Annotated in this window: 14 protein-coding genes; 4 read left to right on the top strand and 10 right to left on the bottom strand. The window is 66.1% G+C overall.

The annotated features are described in order from the left end of the window. The first annotated feature begins 23 nt into the window (after positions 1-23). Together RAM80_RS24450 and RAM80_RS24445 are read left to right on the top strand one after the other, a co-directional pair. A complete protein-coding gene (locus RAM80_RS24450) occupies positions 24-2,183 on the top strand; it encodes a type I secretion system permease/ATPase (protein ID WP_416422979.1) in 2,160 nt (719 codons plus the stop codon). Positions 2,184-2,194: 11 nt separating this feature from the next. Beyond that, positions 2,195-3,550: an HlyD family type I secretion periplasmic adaptor subunit gene (locus tag RAM80_RS24445; protein ID WP_416422978.1), complete on the top strand. Its 1,356-nt coding sequence runs from the start codon at positions 2,195-2,197 to the stop codon at positions 3,548-3,550. Between the two features lie 99 nt (positions 3,551-3,649). Here the strand turns inward: RAM80_RS24445 and RAM80_RS24440 are convergent, their stop codons facing one another. Further along, the gene (locus tag RAM80_RS24440) at positions 3,650-4,612 is read right to left on the bottom strand and encodes a zinc-binding dehydrogenase (RefSeq protein ID WP_416422977.1); all 963 of its coding nucleotides are present in this window, start codon (positions 4,610-4,612) and stop codon (positions 3,650-3,652) included. Positions 4,613-4,751: 139 nt separating this feature from the next. Between RAM80_RS24440 and RAM80_RS24435 the strand changes: the two genes are divergently transcribed. Further along, entirely contained in the window at positions 4,752-6,833 is a 2,082-nt protein-coding gene (locus RAM80_RS24435) for a carboxy terminal-processing peptidase (RefSeq protein ID WP_416422976.1), read from the top strand. A gap of 170 nt (positions 6,834-7,003) precedes the next feature. Then, the gene (locus RAM80_RS24430) at positions 7,004-8,836 is read left to right on the top strand and encodes a bifunctional diguanylate cyclase/phosphodiesterase (protein ID WP_416422975.1); all 1,833 of its coding nucleotides are present in this window, start codon (positions 7,004-7,006) and stop codon (positions 8,834-8,836) included. Here RAM80_RS24430 and RAM80_RS24425 read toward each other — a convergent pair. The 9 genes from RAM80_RS24425 to RAM80_RS24385 all read right to left on the bottom strand — a co-directional run bounded on the left by RAM80_RS24425 (position 8,748) and on the right by RAM80_RS24385 (position 19,762). Further along, positions 8,748-9,215 (bottom strand): tetratricopeptide repeat protein, encoded by a 468-nt coding sequence (locus RAM80_RS24425; protein ID WP_416427551.1) that lies wholly within the window; start codon positions 9,213-9,215, stop codon positions 8,748-8,750. The two genes, RAM80_RS24430 and RAM80_RS24425, sit on opposite strands and share 89 nt — an antisense overlap. Continuing rightward, entirely contained in the window at positions 9,209-9,580 is a 372-nt protein-coding gene (locus RAM80_RS24420) for a hypothetical protein (RefSeq protein WP_416422974.1), read from the bottom strand. Before RAM80_RS24420 ends, RAM80_RS24425 begins: the two co-directional genes overlap by 7 nt. Continuing rightward, positions 9,577-9,918 (bottom strand): helix-turn-helix domain-containing protein, encoded by a 342-nt coding sequence (locus RAM80_RS24415; protein ID WP_416422973.1) that lies wholly within the window; start codon positions 9,916-9,918, stop codon positions 9,577-9,579. Before RAM80_RS24415 ends, RAM80_RS24420 begins: the two co-directional genes overlap by 4 nt. A gap of 104 nt (positions 9,919-10,022) precedes the next feature. Then, positions 10,023-10,490 carry a YkvA family protein gene (locus tag RAM80_RS24410; protein ID WP_416422972.1) on the bottom strand — a complete coding sequence of 156 codons (468 nt, stop codon included), beginning with the start codon at positions 10,488-10,490 and terminating at the stop codon, positions 10,023-10,025. 370 nt (positions 10,491-10,860) lie between these two features. After that, positions 10,861-11,640, bottom strand: coding sequence for an FKBP-type peptidyl-prolyl cis-trans isomerase (locus tag RAM80_RS24405; RefSeq protein ID WP_416422971.1), 780 nt, complete (start codon positions 11,638-11,640; stop codon positions 10,861-10,863). Positions 11,641-11,804: 164 nt separating this feature from the next. Further along, entirely contained in the window at positions 11,805-12,728 is a 924-nt protein-coding gene (gene pcaQ, locus RAM80_RS24400; protein ID WP_416422970.1) for a pca operon transcription factor PcaQ, read from the bottom strand. Between the two features lie 94 nt (positions 12,729-12,822). Beyond that, entirely contained in the window at positions 12,823-13,185 is a 363-nt protein-coding gene (nirD, locus tag RAM80_RS24395; protein ID WP_416422969.1) for a nitrite reductase small subunit NirD, read from the bottom strand. Then, positions 13,185-15,743, bottom strand: a complete 2,559-nt coding sequence (gene nirB, locus RAM80_RS24390) for a nitrite reductase large subunit NirB (protein ID WP_416422968.1) — start codon at positions 15,741-15,743, stop codon at positions 13,185-13,187. Before nirB ends, nirD begins: the two co-directional genes overlap by 1 nt. Before the next feature lie 269 nt (positions 15,744-16,012). Continuing rightward, positions 16,013-19,762, bottom strand: a complete 3,750-nt coding sequence (locus RAM80_RS24385) for a sulfite reductase subunit alpha (RefSeq protein ID WP_416422967.1) — start codon at positions 19,760-19,762, stop codon at positions 16,013-16,015. Positions 19,763-20,012: the final 250 nt, after the last annotated feature.

Raw genomic sequence — 20,012 nt, 5'->3', positions numbered from 1 at the left:
CTTTTGGCTTTGGAGTAACACACGTGACCAGCATGCAACCTGCGGGGCCGGCAACGGACCCGCGCCTGAGTTTCGATGACCCCCTGCTGGACGGTTTGCTGATCCTGTGCAAGCTGCACGGCTGTGCCGTCAGCCGCGCCAGCCTGAGCGCCGGCCTGCCCCTGGCGCAACAGCGCATGAGCCTGGAACTGCTGCCCCGCGCCGCGGCCCGGGCCAGCCTGTCGGCGCGCCTGCTGCGCCGCGAACTGGGCGCTATCTCGGCGCTCAACCTGCCGGTGCTGCTGATGCTCAAGGGCGGCCGCTGCGCCGTGCTGCGCCGCCTGGGCGAGGACGGCCGCGCGCTGATCCTGCCCAGCGAGGCCGAAGGCGGCGAGCAATGGGTGAGCCAGGAGGAACTGGCCGCCGAGTACACCGGCGAGGCCCTGTTCGCACGGCCGCGCCACGAACTGGAAGACCTGCGCCAGCCGCTGATGCCGCGGGTGCATGCCTGGTTTCGCGACACCCTGAAACTGTCGCGCTGGCTGTACAGCGATGCGATCCTGGCCAGCCTGATGATCAACCTGCTGGGCCTGATGGTGCCGCTGTTCGTGATGCAGACCTACGACCGCGTGGTGCCCAACCAGGCCACCTCCACCCTGTGGGTGCTGGCCATCGGCTTGCTGGTGGGCACGCTGTTCGAACTGGTGCTGCGGGTGCTGCGCGCGCACCTGCTGGACACCGCCGGCAAGAAGACCGACCTGATTCTCTCCGCGACCCTGTTCGAGCGCATCACCGGCATGGCCATGAAGGCCAAGCCGGCCACCATCGGTGGTTTCGCCCAGAGCATCCATGACTTCCAGGGCCTGCGTGAATTCCTCACCGCCGTGACCCTGACCAGCATCATCGACCTGCCCTTCGCCGTGCTGATGCTGGCGGTGATCGGCCTGCTGGGCGGCTGGCTGGTGCTGGTGCCCATCGTCGCCTTCCCGCTGACCATCGGCTTCGCCTTGATCATCCAGGCCAAGCTGCGCGACACCGTGCAGAAGAGCCTGGCCCTGGGCGCCGAGCGCCAGGCGCTGCTGATCGAAACCCTCAGCGGCCTGGAAAGCATCAAGGCCTGCAGCGCCGAGAGCGAGCGCCAGTACCAGTGGGAGTCCACCCACGGCGCCCTCACCCGCCTGGACAGCCACGCCCGCAACCTGGCGGCGTTGGCCACCAACGGCACGCTGTTCATCCAGCAGTTCGCCGGCATGGCAGTGATCGTCGCCGGCGTGTACACCATCATCGCCGGCAACCTCAGCGTCGGTGCCCTGGTGGCCAGCTACATGCTCAGCAGCCGCGTGCTGGCGCCCCTGGGCCAGATCGCCGGGCTGATCACCCGCTACCAGCAGGCGCAGCTGACCATGGTCAGCACCGACGCGCTGATGGCCCTGCCCCAGGAACGCGACCCACGCCAGCGGCCGCTGGAACGCACGCAACTGCAGGGCGCCCTGGCCGTCAGCCAGGTGACCTTCCGCTACGCCAACCAGAACGCCCCGGCGCTGGGCAACGTCAGCTTCAGCATGCGCGCCGGCGAGCGCATCGGCATCATCGGCCGCAGCGGCTCGGGCAAAAGCACCCTGGCGCGGCTGGTGATGGGCTTCTACGAACCCGAGGAAGGCCAGATCCTGCTGGACAACCTCGACCTGCGGCAACTGGACGTGGCCGACCTGCGCCAGCAGATCGGATACGTGGCCCACGACCTGCCGCTGCTGGCCGGCAGCCTGCGCGACAACCTGACCATGGGCGCCCGCTACGTCAGCGACGCGCGCATGCTGGAAGTGGCCGAGATGACCGGCGTCACCGAGCTGGCCCGCCAGCACCCGCAAGGTTTCGACCGCCCGGTGGGCGAGCGCGGCCAACTGCTCAGCGGTGGCCAGCGCCAGGCCGTGCTGCTGGCCCGCTCGCTGCTGCTGGACCCGCCGATCATGGTGCTCGACGAGCCCACCAGCCACATGGACAACGCCAGCGAGGACGCCCTGCGCCTGCGCCTGCACAACTGGGTGGGCGGCAAGACGCTGCTGCTGGTCACCCACCGCACCTCCATGCTCAGCCTGGTTGACCGCCTGGTGGTGCTGGACAACGGCCGCATCGTCGCCGACGGGCCCAAGGACGCGGTGATCGAAGCCCTGCGCAAAGGCCGCGTTGGCCAGACGCCTGTTTAGGAGTGGTATTGATGTCAGCTTCCCAAGGCCTGCGCGGCTATTTCAGCAGCTTCGGCAAGACCGCCGAGAGCGAGTTCATGCCCGAGCTTGCCAGCGCGGCGCTGCAAGATTCACCCCGGCTCACGCGCATTACCGTGTGGCTGTGCGCCGCCCTGCTGCTGGCGGCGTTGATCTGGGCCAAGTTCGCCGTACTGCAGGAAGTCACCATGGGCGAAGGCAAGGCCATTCCGTCCAGCAAGGTGCAGGTCATCCAGAACCTGGAGGGCGGCATCGTCACCGAGATCTACGTGCGCGAAGGCCAGGTGGTGAACAAGGGCGACACCCTGCTGCGCCTGGACGACACGCGCTTCCTGTCCAACAAGGGCGAGAGCGAGGCCGACCGCTACGCGCTGATGGCCCAGGTCGAACGGCTGTCCGCCGAGGCAGATGGCAAGCCGTTCGTGGTCTCCGATGAGGTGCGCAAAAAGGCCCCGCAAGTGGCCGAGGACGAGATGGGCCTGTACCAGTCGCGCCAGCGCCGCCTGGCCAGCGAGCAGCAGACCCTCAGCGAGCAACTGCGGCAGAAGACCCAGGAACTGGCGGAGTTCCGCTCCAAGCAGGATCAGTACCGCTCAAGCCTGGGGCTGCTGCAGCAGGAACTGAACATGTCGACGCCGCTGGTGGGCACCGGGGCCATCTCGCCGGTGGAAATCCTGCGGCTCAAGCGCAGCGCGGTGGAAGCCCGCGGGCAGATGGACGCCACCACCCTGGCGATTCCCCGGGCCGAAGCGGCGATCAACGAGATCAAGAGCAAGATGAACGAGTCGAACCAGCAATTCCGCTCCGACGCCTCCAAGGACCTCAACGCCAAGCGCACCGACCTGTCGAAAATCACCGCCACCAGCATCGCCATCGACGACCGCGTCAGCCGCACCACGGTGGTGTCGCCGGTGCGCGGCATCATCAAGACGCTGAAGGTCAACACCATCGGCGGCGTGGTGCAGCCGGGCAGCGACATGGTCGAGATCGTGCCGCTGGAAGACAACCTGCTGATCGAGGCCAAGGTGCGGCCCCAGGACGTGGCGTTCCTGCACCCCGGCCAGCCGGCCATGGTCAAGTTCAGCGCCTATGACTACACCATCTACGGCGGCCTGAAGGCCAAGCTGGAACTGATCAGCGCCGACACCATCACCGACGACAAGGGCAACAGCTTCTACCTGATTCAGGTGCGCACCGACGCCAACCACCTGGGGGGCGACGCCAAGCCGCTGGTGATCATCCCGGGGATGACGGCGACGGTAGACATCATCACCGGCGAGAAGAGCGTGCTCGACTACCTGCTGAAGCCGGTGTTGAAGGCACGCACGGAGGCGTTGCGCGAACGTTGACGGGACCTGGACGCGGCCTGCGGCCGCTGCTACGCGAATACGTATACGCCATAAATCGGATCTGCGTAGCAGCGGCCGCAGGCCGCGTCCAATGCCACCTCACACCAAGGACGGATCGACGATCAACACCACCTTGCCCGACACCTGGTTGCTGGCCAATTCGGCGAACGCCGCCTCGGCATCACGCACCGGGAAGGTCCGCGCCACCTGTGGCTTCAGGCGCCCTTCCTCGAACAGCGGCCACACGTGCTGACCCAAGTCGCTGAGCAAATCCGCCTTGAACTGGTCGCTGCGGCTGCGCAGGGTCGAACCCAGCATCTGCACGCGCTTGCCCAGCACCTTGCCCAGGTCGATGTTGGCCTTGGTGCCGCCCATCAGGCCGATCAGCACCCAGCGCGCGTCCACCGCCGCCACCTTAAGGTTCAGGTCGGCGTAATTGGCGCCCACCGGATCCAGGATCACATCGAACGGGCCGAAGTCGCTCAGCGCGTCCAGGCCATCGCCACGCACCACGCCGCCCTGGGCGCCCAGCGCCTCGCAGTAGGCCAGGCGCTCGGCCGAGCCGACGCTGACCCAGGTGGGGTTGCCGAACGCCTTGCACAGCTGGATGGCCGCCGAGCCGATGCCGCTGGCACCGGCGTGCAGCAGCACCTTTTCACCGGGCTTGAGCGCCGCCAGCTGGAACAGGTTCAGCCACACCGTGGCGTACACCTCGGGAATGGCCGCCGCCTCGATCAGCGACAGGCCCGCCGGCACCGGCAGCACGTGACGGCCGTCGACCACCACTTCCTCGGCCATGCCGCCACCGGCCAGCAACGTGCACACCCGGTCGCCCACCTGCCAGGACGAGCCGGGGCCCACTTCGCTGATCACGCCGGCGCATTCCAGGCCCAGCACCTGGCTGGCACCCGGCGGTGGCGGATAGAGGCCGGCACGCTGCAACAGGTCGGCACGATTGAGGCCGGCGGCAGCTGTCTGAATTTTCACTTGACCCACGTCGCAAACCGCGCTCGGATGGTCTACCCACTCCACATGTCCTTCAACGCCTTGCAATGCCTTCACAGTGCCTCCATAGTTGACTCATGACTGAGCCCGGTGCCTAGGCGCCGGGCTTGTTGCATTATGCGACCGGTTTCAATGAAACCGGCGAATTCAAAGACGGCCTAATATGCGTGATCAATTGTCCCCACGTCGAATCAGCATGAAGCATCTACTGCCCAGCTCCGCCCTTGCACTGTGCATCGGCCTCGGCGCTCTGTCGATGTCCGCCCGCACCTTCGCAGCCAACAGCTGGGATAACCTTCAGCCTGACCGTGACGAGGTGATCGCCAGCCTCAACATCGTCGAGCTGCTCAAGCGCCATCACTACAGCAAGCCGCCGCTGGACGACAAGCGTTCGGTGATCATCTACGACAGCTACCTCAAGCTGCTGGATCCCTCGCGCAGCTACTTCCTGGCCAGCGACATCACCGAGTTCGACAAGTGGAAGACGCAGTTCGACGACTTCCTCAAGAGCGGTGACCTGGACCCAGGCTTCACCATCTACAAGCGCTACCTTGACCGGGTGAAATCGCGCCTGGACTTCGCCCTGGCCGAACTGGGCAAAGGCGTCGACAAGATGGACTTCACCGGCCACGAGACCCTGGCCGTGGACCGCAAGGACGCCCCGTGGATCACCACCGAGGCGGACCTGGACAACCTGTGGCGCAAGCGCGTGATGGACGAAGTCCTGCGCATGAAGATCGCCGGCAAGGACAACAAGCAGATCCAGGACACCCTGACCAAGCGCTACAAGAACCAGCTGGCGCGCCTGGACCAGACCCGCAGCGAGGACATCTTCCAGGCGTACATCAACACCTTCGCCCAGTCGTATGACCCGCACACCAACTACCTGTCGCCCGACAGCGCGGAAAACTTCGATATCAACATGAGCCTGTCGCTCGAAGGTATCGGCGCCGTGCTGCAAAGCGACAACGACCAGGTCAAGGTAGTGCGCCTGGTACCTGCCGGCCCGGCCGACAAGACCAAGCAGATCGCCCCGTCCGACAAGATCATCGGCGTCGCCCAGGGCGACAAGGAAATGGTCGACGTGGTGGGCTGGCGCCTCGACGAAGTGGTCAAGCTGATCCGCGGCGCCAAGGGCTCCGTGGTGCGCCTGGAAGTGATCCCGCACACCAATGCGCCGAACGACCAGACCAGCAAGATCGTTTCCATCACCCGTGAAGCGGTGAAACTCGAAGAGCAGGCGGCGAAGAAATCCATCCTGCACCTCACCGAGAACGGCAAGGAATACAAGCTGGGCGTCATCGACATCCCGGCCTTCTACCTCGATTTCAAGGCCTTCCGCGCCGGCGACCCGGACTACAAGTCCACGACCCGCGACGTGAAGAAACTGCTGACCGAGCTGCAGAAAGAGAACGTCGACGGCGTGGTCATCGACCTGCGCAACAACGGCGGCGGCTCGCTGCAGGAAGCCACCGAACTGACCAGCCTGTTCATCGAGAAAGGGCCAACGGTGCTGGTGCGTAATGCCGACGGCCGTGTCGACGTGCTGGAAGACGAGAACCCGGGCGCCTTCTACAAAGGCCCGATGGCCTTGCTGGTGAACCGCCTGTCGGCCTCGGCCTCGGAGATCTTCGCCGGCGCCATGCAGGACTACCACCGCGCGTTGATCGTCGGCGGCCAGACCTTCGGCAAGGGCACCGTGCAGACCATCCAGCCGCTGAACCATGGCGAACTGAAGCTGACCCTGGCCAAGTTCTACCGTGTTTCCGGCCAGAGCACCCAGCACCAGGGCGTACTGCCTGACGTGGCCTTCCCGTCGATCATCGACACCAAGGAAATTGGCGAGAGCGCCCTGCCAGAGGCCATGCCGTGGGACACCATCCGTCCTTCGATCAAGCCTGCGGTCGACCCGTTCAAGCCGTTCATTGCCCAGCTGAAAGCTGACCACGACGCGCGCACCGACAAGGACGCCGAGTTCATCTACATTCGCGACCGCCTGGCGCTGGCCGAGAAGCTGATGAGCGAGAAGACCGTCAGCCTCAATGAAGCCGACCGCCGTGCCCAGCACGCCGACATCGAAGCCAAGCAGCTGGCGCTGGAAAACGCCCGTCGCAAGGCCAAGGGCGAAGCGCCGCTCAAAGAGATGAAGAAAGAAGACGAGGACGCCCTGGCGGCCGAGCCGGACAAGACCAAGCCTGAGGACGACGCCTACCTGGCCGAGACCGGTCGCATCCTGCTGGACTACCTGAAGCTGAACTCGACGGTTGCCAAGCATTGATGAAATGATGGCCAATTGTCATCAAATGGTCATCCAGCTGTCGTGAAATAAGGGGCTGGGCACTGTAAGAGGTGCCCAGCCTTTTTTGTGGGAGCTGGCTCGCCAGCGAGCTTTTAATTGCCCCCTCAAAAGCTCGCTGGCAAGCCAGCTCCCACAAGGTTGCAATATTCATGACCATCACCGAACAGCTGGGCGCATTGGCCACCATCCTGGCCCAGGGCAACCTGCATACCCTGTTCCAGCCCATCGTCTCGCTGTCGGAGCGGCGCATCCTGGGGTATGAGGCGCTCAGCCGCGGGCCGTCGAACAGCGCCCTGCACTCGCCCATCAACCTGTTCGCCGTGGCGCGCCAGGCCGGGCGCCTCAGCGAGCTGGAGATCGCCTGCCGGGAAACCGCCTGCCGGGGCTTCAGCGAGCAGAAGCTGGCGGGCAAGCTGTTCCTCAACGTGTCGCCCGAGTCGCTGCTCGAACCCAGCCACCAGCCAGGCATGACCCTCAAGCTGCTGCAGGCCCACGGCATCCCGCCCAGCGACGTGGTCATCGAGCTGACCGAGCAGACCCCCACCGACGATTTCCAGCTGCTGTACAACGCCCTGCACCACTACCGCGCCATGGGCTTTTCGATTGCCCTGGACGACCTGGGCGCCGGCTATTCGAGCCTGCGCCTGTGGTCGGAACTGCGCCCCGACTACGTGAAGATCGACCGGCACTTCATCGACGGCATCCACCAGGACGCGCTCAAGCGCGAGTTCGTCGGCTCCATCCTGCAGATCGCCAAGGCTTCGCGCGCCCAGGTGATCGCCGAGGGCATCGAACTGCCCGAGGAGCTGACCGTGCTGGCGGAAATGGGCGTGGACCTGGTGCAGGGCTACCTGCTGGCCCGCCCCCAGGAACATCCGCCCCACGACGCGCGGGTGCTGTTGCCGAAGCTGGACAGCAACCTGATGCCCCTGGCCGATGAAGGCAGCGACCTCAGTGCGCTGCTGATCGAACAGCTGGCGGTGCAGCAGGACATGCCCACCGCCGCGGTGCTGGAGGCGTTTCGCAGCCAGGCCAACCTCAACAGCCTGGCGGTGCTGGACGCCCAGCAGCAGCCCTGCGGCATCGTCCACCGGCACTCGTTGTCCGAGGCGCTGCTCAAGCCCTACGCCACCGAACTGTTCGCGCGCAAGCCCATCAGCCGGCTGATGAGCGAGGACTTCCTGGCGGTGGAGGTCAGCCAGTCTCTTCAGCAGGTCAGCCGCCTGCTCACCAGCCGCGCCCGGCAACGCATGGAAGAAGATTTCATCATTACCCTGGACGGCCGCTACCTGGGCCTGGGGCGGGTGATCGACGTGCTCAAGCTGATCACCGAAATGAAGATCCAGCAGGCCCGCCACGCCAACCCGCTGACCCTGCTGCCGGGCAACGTGCCGATCCAGCAGTGCCTGACCCGGGTGCTGCAGCAAGGCCGCGAGGCGGCCATCTGCTACGTGGACATCGACAGTTTCAAGCCCTTCAACGATATCTACGGCTACGGCCGTGGCGATGAGGTGTTGCTGTGCCTGGCCCAATGCCTGAACGAGCGCGTGGACCCGGCGCGCGACTTCGTCGGGCACATAGGCGGCGATGATTTCATGTTGGTGCTGAACTCGCCTGACTGGCGCAAACGATTGAACCAGCTGCTGGAGGACTTCCAGGCCCAGTGCCGGCGTTTCTACCGCGCCGAGCACCTGGAGGAAGGCTGTTTCGTGGCCCACAACCGCCAGGGCCAACGGCAGGAGTTCGCGCTGCTGTCACTGTCCATCGGCGTGGTGCATTTGCACCCTGAAGCCTGCGCCGAGCTGGATGCCAGCCTGCTGGCCGAGCTGGCGTCCCAGGCCAAGCACCAGGCCAAGGTGGTGCCCGGCTACAGCATCCAGGTACTCGACACCCTCAGCCCCGAGGTGCTTCGTAGCGCGCCGCCCGCTCAGGGTCTGGCGCCAGCCCCGGGCCACCCTGGCGGTACAGCTGCGCCAACTTGAACGCCGCCAGCGGGTGACCGCCGGCCAGGGCCATCTCCCACCAGTGCACCGCGGCTACCCCATCCGGGGCGCTGCGCAAGGTGCCCGCCAGGCTGATCACGCCCATCTGGTACGCCGCCCGCGCGTCGCCGCGTTCGGCCGCCAGGCGCAGCAGGCGCTGGCCCTCGTCGCGGGCTGCCAGGCCCTTGCCACGGAACATCAGGATATGGCCGTAGAAGCCCATGGCGTTGACGTCGCCCAGGTTGGCCATGCGCGAAAATTGCCCTTCCAGCCACGCCCAACCTTGCGGCTGGCGCACGAACCAAGGCCAGTGAAACAGTTGGCGAGCCACCCAGTAACTGATCCGCGCGCGGAGCAGCCACAGCGTTTTGTTCACGATGTGCATTCTTCCGGGTAGCTGAATTCGAACACCCGCACCACTTCCGAGGCGTGCCAGGAGGCGGCGGCAACACCATCGGACGGCCCGGAAAAACGCCCCAGGCGCTCCACGCATTCGAAGAACCCGGTGCGCGGCAGGCGGCTGGCGCCCTGGCTGATCACCAGCGAGCTGCGCAACGGCTGCTCGGCGCGGGCGTCGATCACGGCCAGGTACTCAAGGGCAGCGGTCAGCGTCTGCATGGCCGGGCTGGGCAGTTGCAGGCGCTCAAGCAAGGCGCGGTAAGTCAGCAGGTGGCGCTGGCGGCGGGCATGGTCCAGCTCGTTCAGCAGGCCATCCCACTGCTGGCGGCTGATGCGCACGCTCACGTCGGCTCTCCCCAGCCGGGAACCCCCAGCTCCCACGCCAGGCTTCGTCGAATGGCGGCGTCGGGTTCGCGCTGGCCAGACTCGATCATGGCCAGGTAGGACGGGCTGATGCCCACGGTGCGCGCCAGCTGGTCCAGGGCCAGGCCCTTGGCTTCACGCAGTTCGCCCAGGCGCGAAAACGCCGGCGCAGCCTGCTCGGCTACCTGCGGCGCTGGCGCCTCGACGCTGGGCGCCGGGGCAACGGGTTGCCCGGCGGCGGCCAGCAACGCCTGGTATTGCTCCCACGGCAGCACGGCATATTCCGGCTTGCCATCGCGACTGATGACCTGAACACCCATTACAACCCCCTGTAGGATCACCATATGTAATCTGTAGGCATAATCCTTATGCCAAATATAGTAACAGCAGCAGGGTCGTAACGGGATTTTCTATTTCAACTTGCTTACATAGTCGGTTTTTCGCCGCTGTTGTGTTCAAGTTGCAAGGCGCGCGGGCTGGCCGGCAGGCGCTCCACCACCCGCAGCTTCTCGGGGCGCAGGCTGTCGCGCCAGGCCTTGAAGGCGGCCAGTTCCTTCTCCAGGCTGTTGACCACCCAGGCCAGCACGGCAATGTCGTCGAGCAGGCCGATGCCCGGTATCCAGTCGGGGATGGCGTCGATGGGGCTGACGAAGTACAGCAGGCCGGCGACGATCATCACCAGCGAGCGCGGGTTGATGGCGCGGTACTCGCCGCGCCAGTAGGCCAGGCACAGCGCCTGCAACAGCCGCACGTTGGCCTTCAACTCGCTGAAACGCCCTGCCGTGCCCTGGCTCTTGCGCACCACGGCGAAGATCAGGGCCGGCAGTTTGCCGCGGTTGAGCAGGCGCTCGGCCAAGGGCAGGAAACGGGCAAAACTCCAGGGTGCTTTCATCGCCCCTCCGGGGGAAACAGGGTGGCAGGGTTATCCACAGTTATTGTGGATAACCTTGTGAACAGCGGCCGTTTTAATGGCGCAAAGCCAGGTTTTTCAAGGCTTGCGCTTAGATCGGGCGTTTTTTACACACTTTGAGACGTTGAGGTAAATCGTTTGCGCCTGACACCTTCTTGAGACTGTTCAGCCATCCAGCAGGTTCAATCCTACCGTAGCCGCTGCCGTAGGCTGCGCTGGCCAGCGTGTGCCCCGTGAATCTTCAGCGAGGCAGAAGGCCAGCGCAGCCTACGGCAGCGGCTACGTTGAAAATGTGCGCGGGCAAAAAAAAACGCCCCGCAAGGCGGGGCGTTTTTGTGCGCAAGGCTGCGAATTACTTCGAAGCAGCCTTGTCGGCCTTGTCGCCATCAGCAGCGTCAGCCTTGTCGGCGTCAGCGGCGGCAGGCGCCTGGTCGGCCTTGGCCGGATCCTTGATGGCCAGCAGTTCCAGGTCGAATACCAGCACCGAGTTGGCCGGGATTTTCGGGCTTGGGCTCTGGGCACCGTAGGCCAGGTCAGCCGGGATGAACAGCTTGATCTTCTCGCCAACGTGCATCAGTTGCAGGCCTTCGACCCAACCAGGGATCACGCCACTCACTGGCAGGTCGATTGGGCTACCACGCTCGATGGAGCTGTCGAAGACGGTGCCGTCGGTCAGCTTGCCTTCGTAGTGGACAGTCACCACATCAGTCGGCTTGGGCTGTGGGCCGTCGGCTTTCTTGATGATCTGGTACTGCAGGCCGGAAGCGGTAGTGACCACGCCTTCCTTCTTGCCGTTCTCTTCGAGGAATTTCTTGCCGGTCGCTTCAGCTTCGGCGTTCATCTTGGTCATGCGCTCTTCGGCACGCTTCTGCAGCGCAGCGAAGGCTTCGACCAGTTCGTCGTCCTTAAGCTTCTGGGGTTTCTTGCCGACAGCATCTTCGATGCCTTGGGCGACGGCCTTGGAGTCCAGATCGTCCATGCCTTCCTGTGCCAGGCTCTTGCCCATGTTCAGGCCGATGCCGTAGGAAGCTTTCTGCGCCGGGGTTTTCAGTTCCACGCTGGAATGATTGTCGCAACCTGCGAGTACCAGAGTGACCAAGGCAACCGCCGCCGCCAACCGATGCTGTTTCATGCTATTTCCTTGTTCATGCGCCAAATGGGCAATCGAGTAAAGCCGCGAGCTTATCAGGCGGCCACGACCAATGGCTACCGGCATGAGAGCCGGAAAATACAGATAAGTTCAGGTGTTTAAAGGGTTTCATCTGAATGATGGCAAACCTTACCAAAATCTTACATTCAGGCTTCGCGATAACTGGCCGCCACCTCGCGCACCACATCGCACAGCCACTGCGCCGGCAGCGACAGCGCCAGCGAGGCGTTGCTGCAGATGCCCACCGAGCCGCCGGGCTCGCGCACGCCCAGGTCCAGCTCGAACAGTTCGCCCTGGCGGATGTCCAGCAGCACTGCGTCGCGCGGGGCCACCCAGATGGCGTCGCTGCTGAGCACGTAGCGGCGGCTGAGGGTCGGCGACAGGGTTTCCAGGCGCTGGGCAGCCGGCTCGATGGCGCACTGCACGAACAGGCTGTCGGCGTGCTTGCGGATGGTGGTGCCGGCCAGCGGCAGCACCAGCGGGTAGCGGTTGACCTTGCCGCGGTCGGTGGGCACCTCGCCCAGCAGCGGGTGGCCGGGGCGCACCACCAGGGTCATGGCCTCGCTGTACAGGTGCTCGAACATCAGGCCCTGGATTTGCGGGTTGTCGGTCATGCGCCCGATCACCAGGTCCAGCTCGCCCACGTGCAGCTGCGCCAGCAGGTGCGCGCCGGGGCCGGTGGCCACGCTGACCACCAGGGCGGCGTGGCGCTCGTTGAGGCGGCACAACACCTCGGGCATCAACCGGCTTTCCACGGTGGACAGCACGCCCACCTTCACCTGCGGCGCCTCGTGCTGCTCGCTGCGCAAGGTGCTCACGCCGTCGCGCAGGGCCTGCACACAGGGCGCGGCGTAGCGCATGAAGCGCACGCCGGCGGGGGTCAGCTCGACGCCGCTCTTGTCGCGGTCGAACAGGCGGGTCTGCAGCAGGTCTTCCAGCTCCTTGAGGGTCTTGGAGATGGCCGGCTGGCTGATGGCAACGGCGTCGGCGGCCTTGGCGAAACTGCCCTGGCGGGCGATTTCGAGAAAGCACAGCAGGTGGCGGAATTTGATGCGGGTGTCGAGGTTCATGGCGACGATGTTACACCGCTCTTGTGGGAGCTGGCTTGCCAGCGAGCTTTGGGGGGCAACAAAAAGCTCGCTGGCAAGCCAGCTCCCACATATATCACGCGGCTATCTGGACTTCATCACCCACCAGCCGCACAGGCCAGGTACGCAAGCGCTCGCCGGGTTCTTCCAGGCAATGGCCGTCCGCCAGGGCGTAATGCTGCTTGTACAGCGGCGCCGCCACCACCAGCTGGCCCTTGAGCTGGCCGACGATGCCGCGGCCGATCACGTTGGCGCCCGAGCGCGGGTCGTGGTTGTCGATGGCGTGCAGCACCTGGCCGTCCGGGGCGTCGGGCAGGTAGAACAGCGCCACCTGGGCGCCGTCCAGCCACACCACCACGCCGCTGTTGGCCACCAGGTCGCGGCGCTGGCACACCGGCCGCCAGGCCTGGGCTTGCACAGTTTGATGGGCGTTGTTCATCACAGGGCCTCCTCGGCGAGCGGGATCAGTTTCAGTTCATGGTGGGTGGCGGGCCGGCGCTGGCCGCGCTCCTTGACGAAGTGCACGCCGGGGTCGTCGCGGCGGTCGTTGACGAAGGTGCGGAAGCGCTTGAGCTTCTCCGGGTCTTTCAGGGCGTTGGCCCACTCGCATTCGTAGCGGTCGACCACGTGCTGCATCTGCGCTTCCAGCTCGGCGCCCAGGCCCAGGCTGTCGTCGATGATCACCTGTTTGAGGTAGTCCAGGCCGCCTTCCAGGCTCTCGCGCCACACCGAGGTGCGCTGCAGCTTGTCGGCGGTGCGGATGTAGAACATCAGGAAGCGGTCGATGTAGCGGATCAGCGTGGCGTCGTCCAGGTCAGTGGCGAACAGCTCGGCGTGGCGCGGGCGCATGCCGCCGTTGCCGCTGATGTACAGGTTCCAGCCCTTCTCGGTGGCGATCACGCCCACATCCTTGCTCTGCGCCTCGGCGCACTCGCGGGTGCAGCCCGACACCGCGAACTTGAGCTTGTGCGGCGAGCGCAGGCCCTTGTAGCGGTCCTCGATGAACAGCGCCATCTTCACGCTGTCCTGCACGCCGTAGCGGCACCAGGTGCTGCCCACGCAGCTTTTCACCGTGCGCGTGCTCTTGCCGTAGGCGTGGCCGGTCTCGAAGCCGGCGTCGATCAGCTCGCCCCAGATGTCGGGCAATTGGTGCAGCTGGGCGCCGAACAGGTCGATGCGCTGGCCGCCGGTGATCTTGGTGTACAGGTCGTATTTCTTCGCCACCGCGCCGATGGCGATCAGCTTGTCCGGGGTGATCTCGCCCCCGGGAATGCGTGGCACCACCGAGTAGGTGCCGTTCTTCTGCATGTTGGCCATGAAGGTGTCGTTGGTGTCCTGCAGCGGCGCCAGCGACGGGTCCATGATCGGCTGGTTCCAGCACGAGGCGAGGATGTTGCCGACGGTGGGCTTGCAGATATCGCAGCCCACGTGGCCACGGCCGTGGCGCGCCAGCAACTCCTCGAAGCTGTGGATATCGCCCACCCGCGCCAGCGCATACAGTTCCTGGCGGGTGTAGGCGAAGTGCTCGCATAGGCTCTTGTCCACAGCCACGCCGCGGGCGATCAGCTCGTGCTCGAACACCTGCTTGAGCAGCGCCGCACAGCCGCCGCAACCGGTGCAAGCCTTGGTCTGCGCCTTCAGGCTGGGCAGGTCGCCGCAGCCGCTGTCGATGGCCGCGCACACCGCGCCCTTGGTCACGTTGTGGCAGGAACACAGGGTAGCGCTGTCGGGCAGGGCATCGGCGCCCAGGGCCGGGGCGCCGTCGCTCAGGGGCAGGATCAGGCTGGACGGATCCTTGGGCAGGGCGATGCCGTTCTGCACGTACTGCAGCAGCGTGTCGTAGTAGCTGTTGTCGCCCACCAGCACGGCGCCGATGACCTTGCTGCCGCACGGCGACACCACCAGGCGCCGGTAGCTGGCGTTGGCCTCGTCGATGAAGCGGTAGCTTTTCGCACCCGGCGTGGCGGCGTGGGCGTCGCCGATGGAGCCCACGTCCACGCCCAGCAGCTTGAGCTTGGTGGACATGTCGGCGCCGCTGAAGGTGGCCTCGCCCTGCCCCGCCAGCAGCGCCGCGACGTTGCGCGCCATGCTGTAGCCAGGCGCCACCAGGCCGAACACGCTGCCGTTCCAGGACGCGCATTCGCCGATGGCGAAGATCGCCGGGTCGCTGGTGCGGCAATGCTCATCCACGACCACGCCGCCACGCGCAGCAACGTCAAGGCCGGCGCCGCGCCCCAGGGCGTCCTGGGGGCGGATGCCGGCGGAGAACACCACCAGGTCGGTTTCCAGGAACTCGCCACCGTCGAAGTTCATGCGGTAGCGATAGGCCTCGCCGGCGACGATGGCCTGGGTGGCACGCGACACATGCACGCCTACCCCCAGGGCCTCGATCTGCGCACGCAGGGCGGCGCCGCCGTCGTTGTCCAGTTGCACCGGCATCAGCCGCGGGGCGAACTCCACCACGTGGGCTTCCAGGCCCAGGGACTTCAGCGCGTTGGCCGCCTCCAGGCCCAGCAGGCCGCCCCCCACCACCACGCCACGGCGGGCAGTGCTGGCGGCCTGGCGGATGGCGTCGAGGTCGTCGAGGGTGCGGTACACCAGCCGCGCGTCGCCTTCGGAGCCGGCAATGGGCGGCACGAACGGGTAGGAACCGGTGGCCAGCACCAGTTGGTCGTAGGCATAGCGGCCTTGGGCGGTGACCACCTGGCGGTTGGCCCGGTCGATCTCCAGCACCGCTTCGTCCAGGTGCAGCTGCACGCCGTGGTCGGCGTACAGGGTGGCATCGCCCAGGGCCAGCGCCTCGGCGTCCTTGCCGCCGAAGTACTCGGACAGGTGCACGCGGTCGTAGGCGCGCTGGCGCTCTTCGCCGAACACCCGCACCTGGAACTGCGCCAGGGCCCCGCGCTCAATCAGTTGCTCGACACAGTGGTGGCCGACCATGCCGTTGCCGACGATGATCAGTTGCGGGCGCGGCTTGAGCGTCATGAATGCGTTCATGCAGGTTTTCCTCGAACAAAAAAAAGACGCCTGGAGCCGTTAAGCTCCAGGCGCCTTTGCCTGGTATCTGTGTGGGGTGCCCCTGGGTGCGATCGCCGTTGAACGCGGGTGGGCTGATAGTCTCGAAGCAGGTTGCATGCCAACACGGGGTTTAACCCGTAGCGCTGCCGCGTACGCCCACAAAATCCAGGTTGCAATACCGGCCAGCGCAGCCTGGCGGCAGCGGCTACGGGGCCAGGTTGGTGCGAAAACCTGCGCTGTGCCTCGTTTCAGTACACATCGCGCAGGTAGCGCTTGGCCTTGCTCATCTGCGCCACGTACGCCTCGGCGTCCACGCCGCCATGCTCGGCGATCACCGCCTTCAGCGCCGTGTCGACGTCCTTGGCCATGCGGCTGGCGTCGCCGCACACGTAGAAGTGCGCGCCCTGCTGCAGCCACGCCCACAACTGCGCGCCCTGTTCCAGCATGCGCTGCTGCACGTAGACCTTCTGCGCCTGGTCGCGGGAAAAAGCCGTGTCCAGGCGTTGCAGGTGGCCCTGCTGCAACCAGCTCTCCAGCTCGTCGCGGTAGTAGAAATCGGTGGCCTGGCGCTGCTCGCCGAACAGCAGCCAATTGGGGCCGCTGGCGCCACTGGCCTGGCGCTCCTGCAAGAAGGCGCGGAACGGCGCGACGCCGGTGCCGGGGCCGACCATGATCATCGGCGCGGCGGGGTCGGCGGGCACTTTGAAGTGTTTGGACGGCTGCACGAAAATCGACACCAGGCCGTTGCTGGCGCGGTCGGCGAGGAACGCCGAGCACACCCCGCTGCGTGCGCGGTCGTTGTGGCGGTAGCGCACGGTGGACACCGTGAGGTGCACCTCGTTGGGCGTGGCCTGGGCGCTGGAGCTGATGGAGTACAGCCGTGGTTGCAGCGGTTTGAGCAGGCCCAGCAATTCATCGGTACTGACTTCGGTGGGGAATTCGTCCAGCAGGTCGAGCAGCTGCCGGCCCCATAGCCACTGGTTCAAGCCTTCCTTGTTATCCGCCGCCAGCAACTCGGCCAGCCGCGGGCTGCCGCTGCGCTCGGCCACCAGCGCCAACCAGGCGGGGGTGATGCGGGTGATCTCGTAATGTTTGTGCAGCGCCTGGGCCAGGGCCATCTCGCCCTGGTCGGGCACCTGCACGTGCTGGCTGCTGTCCAGGCCCAGGGCGGCGAGCAGTTCCTCTACCAGGGTCAGGCAGTTGGTGGGCCACACGCCCAGGGCGTCGCCGGCCTGGTACTGCAGGCCGGTGTCGCTCAGATCGAAGACGATCTGCCGGGTTTCCTTCTCCGCGCCCGCCGCGTTGAGCAGGCGGTTGTGCTTGATGCGCACCTGGCAGGGGCGCTGGCGGCTGTAGCCGCTGTAGTCCCTGGCCACCGCAGGCCGGACTGGCGCAGTGCCCGTCAGCGCCAGGTTGATCTGGCCCAGCCACTGCTCGGCCAGTTCCTGGTAGTCGGGCTCGCAGTCCATGCGCGGCACCAGCGCGGTGGCACCCAGGTGTTGCAGGCGGGCATCGAGTTTGCGACCGAAGCCGCAAAACTGCTCGTAGCTGCTGTCGCCCAAGGCCAGGACCGAATAGCGCACCCCGGCCAGCTGCTCGGCGCCCCCCTCCTGCAATGCGGCCCATAGCCCACTGCCGTTGTCCGGCGCGTCACCGTCGCCAAAGGTACTGGTGATCAACAGCACGCTGCGCGCCTGGCGCAATTGCGGCAGGCTGACTTCGTCCATGCAGTTGACCTGCACCTGCAGGCCCGCACCCCGCAACTGCTCACCGCAGAGGCTGGCCAAGGCCTCGGCGTTCCCGGTCTGGGAGGCCCACAGCACCCACTGCTCGGGCACCACCGCGTCAGGCTGGCAAGCATCGGCTTCGACCGTGGGTATCAAGGCACCGCTGACCCGGCTCAGGGTCACGGCGCTGAACTTGAACTCCGGCTGCCACGACACCGGGTCGACGGCGTCGCTGGTCATGGCGTTGACGGCCAGGTCGTCGCCGTACAGATCATTCCAGTGGAACGGCGCGAACAGGTTGCCCGGCAGCACCCGGTCGCTGACCCGCGCTGGCAGCACCGCGTGGCCGCGGCGGGTTTGCAGGCGCACCTGGTCGCGCTCGGCGATGCCCAGGCGCGCGGCGTCCTCGGGGTGCACCTCAACGAAGGGCCCGGGGTTGAGCTTGTTGAGGCTGGCGACCTTGCCGGTCTTGGTCAGGGTGTGCCACTGGTGCTGCACGCGGCCGGTGTTGAGCACCAGCGGGAAGTCATCGTCGGGCAACTCGGCGGGGACCATGTGCGGCCGGGCGAAGAAGCGCGCGCGGCCGTCGTCGCTGGGAAAGCGCGGGCCGTCGGGCGTGAGGTAGCGCACCGGGTTGCGGTCGTCGCCGCGGCCCGGCTCGCACGGCCATTGCAGCGGCGTCTGGCGCAGGCGCGGGTAATCGGCGCCGCGCACGTCGTAACCGGTGTCGGGGTTGTGGAAGCCCTTGATCTCTTCGAAAACGGCTTCGGCGCTGGGGTAACTGAACGCGGCCTCAAAGCCCATTTCACAGGCCACTCGGGCGATGATCTGCCAGTCGGGCAAGGTCTCGCCGGGCGCGTCCACGGCCTTTTGCATCAGCGTGAGATTGCGCTCGGAATTGATCATTACGCCTTCGGCCTCGGCCCACAGGGCGCCGGGTAGCAGGATGTCGGCGTAGCGGTTGGTTTCGGTGTCGAGGAAGGCGTCCTGGGTGATCACCAGTTCGGCGGCTTGCAGGGCGTCGATCACCCGCTGGCGGTTGGGCACGCTGGCCACCGGGTTGGTGCAGATGATCCAGCAGGCCTTGATGGCGCCGTTGCGCAGCTGTTCGAACATATCGATGGTACCGGCGCCGGTGTCGCTGCGCAGGGTGCCGGGCGGTAACTGCCACTGTTGCTCGACGAAGGCGCGGTCGCGTGCCACCAGCAGCGAGCGCTGGCCCGGCAGGCCCGGGCCCATGTAGCCCATCTCGCGCCCGCCCATGGCGTTGGGCTGGCCGGTCAGCGAGAACGGCCCGCTGCCGGGGCGGCAAATGGCGCCGGTGGCCAGGTGCAGGTTGCACAGGGCGTTGGTGTTCCAGGTGCCGTGGGTGCTCTGGTTCAGGCCCATGGTCCAGCAACTCATCCAGTTGGGTGCCTCGCCGATCCAGTCGGCGGCCTTGCGGATATCCGCTTCGGCAAGGCCAGTGAGCTGCGCCACGTTAGCCGGGGTGTAGTCGGCGAGAAATTCGGGCAGTGCCTCCCAGCCTTGGGTGTGGCGGGCGACGAAGGCCTGGTCGACCTTGCCGTTGTGCAGCAGCAGGTGCAGCAGGCCGTTGAGCAGCGCCAGATCGGTGCCCGGGCGAATCTGCAGAAACAGGTCGGCCTTGTCCGCCGTGGCGCTGCGCCGCGGGTCCACCACGATCAGCCGCGCCCCCGCCTTGACCCGGTCCAGCAGGCGCAAAAACAGGATGGGATGACAGTCGGCCATGTTCGCGCCGCTGACGAAAAACAGGTCGGCCTGGTCGAAATCCTGATAGGAGCCCGGCGGCCCGTCGGCCCCCAGCGACTGCTTGTAGCCGCTGCTGGCGCTGGCCATGCACAGCCGCGAGTTGGACTCGATGTGGCGGGTGCGAATAAACCCCTTGGCCAGCTTGTTGGCCAGGTACTGCGCTTCCAGCGACATCTGCCCGCTGACATAGAAGGCCACGGCGTCCGGCCCATGGGCGTCGATCAGCGCGCGCAGGCGCCGGGCGGTGGCGCTGATGGCCTGGGCCATGGGCGTGCGCGCCGGGTCGCGGGCCCGCTCGCTACGCACGTAGGCGTGCTCCATGCGGCCGCTGTCGGCCAGCGGCTGGTGGCAGCTGCTGCCCTTGGTGCACAGCCGGCCGAAATTGGTGGGGTGGGCCTTGTCGCCGGCCACCTTGGTCACGCGGTTAGCGCTGACGCTCATGATGATGCCGCAGCCAACACCGCAATAGGGGCACACACTGCGAACCGTGGTACTGCTCATGGGCCTGCCTCGACCTGGAAAAACAAAAAGGCGCCGGCTGCCCCGCACTCTACTGAGCGGGGGCAACACGGCGCCTTTGTCGTGATGGGTGCAATCGACGTTGACTGCGGATGATGGAGGCAGTGCAAAGGCCGCGCCAGAACGCCGAGGCCGCGTTTTCGCGAGGGTTATCCAGTCCCACGCCGCTTTCGGTGCACCTGCATGCAGCACACGCACCAAAACAACGCCGCCTTTGTGGGAGCTGGCTTGC

Origin of the sequence: Pseudomonas sp. App30 (genome assembly GCF_047947025.1) — a bacterium.
Classification (GTDB): Bacteria; Pseudomonadota; Gammaproteobacteria; order Pseudomonadales; family Pseudomonadaceae; genus Aquipseudomonas.
Note: the sequence above shows the minus strand (reverse complement) of the source record. Positions and strands in the feature narration are given on the sequence as shown.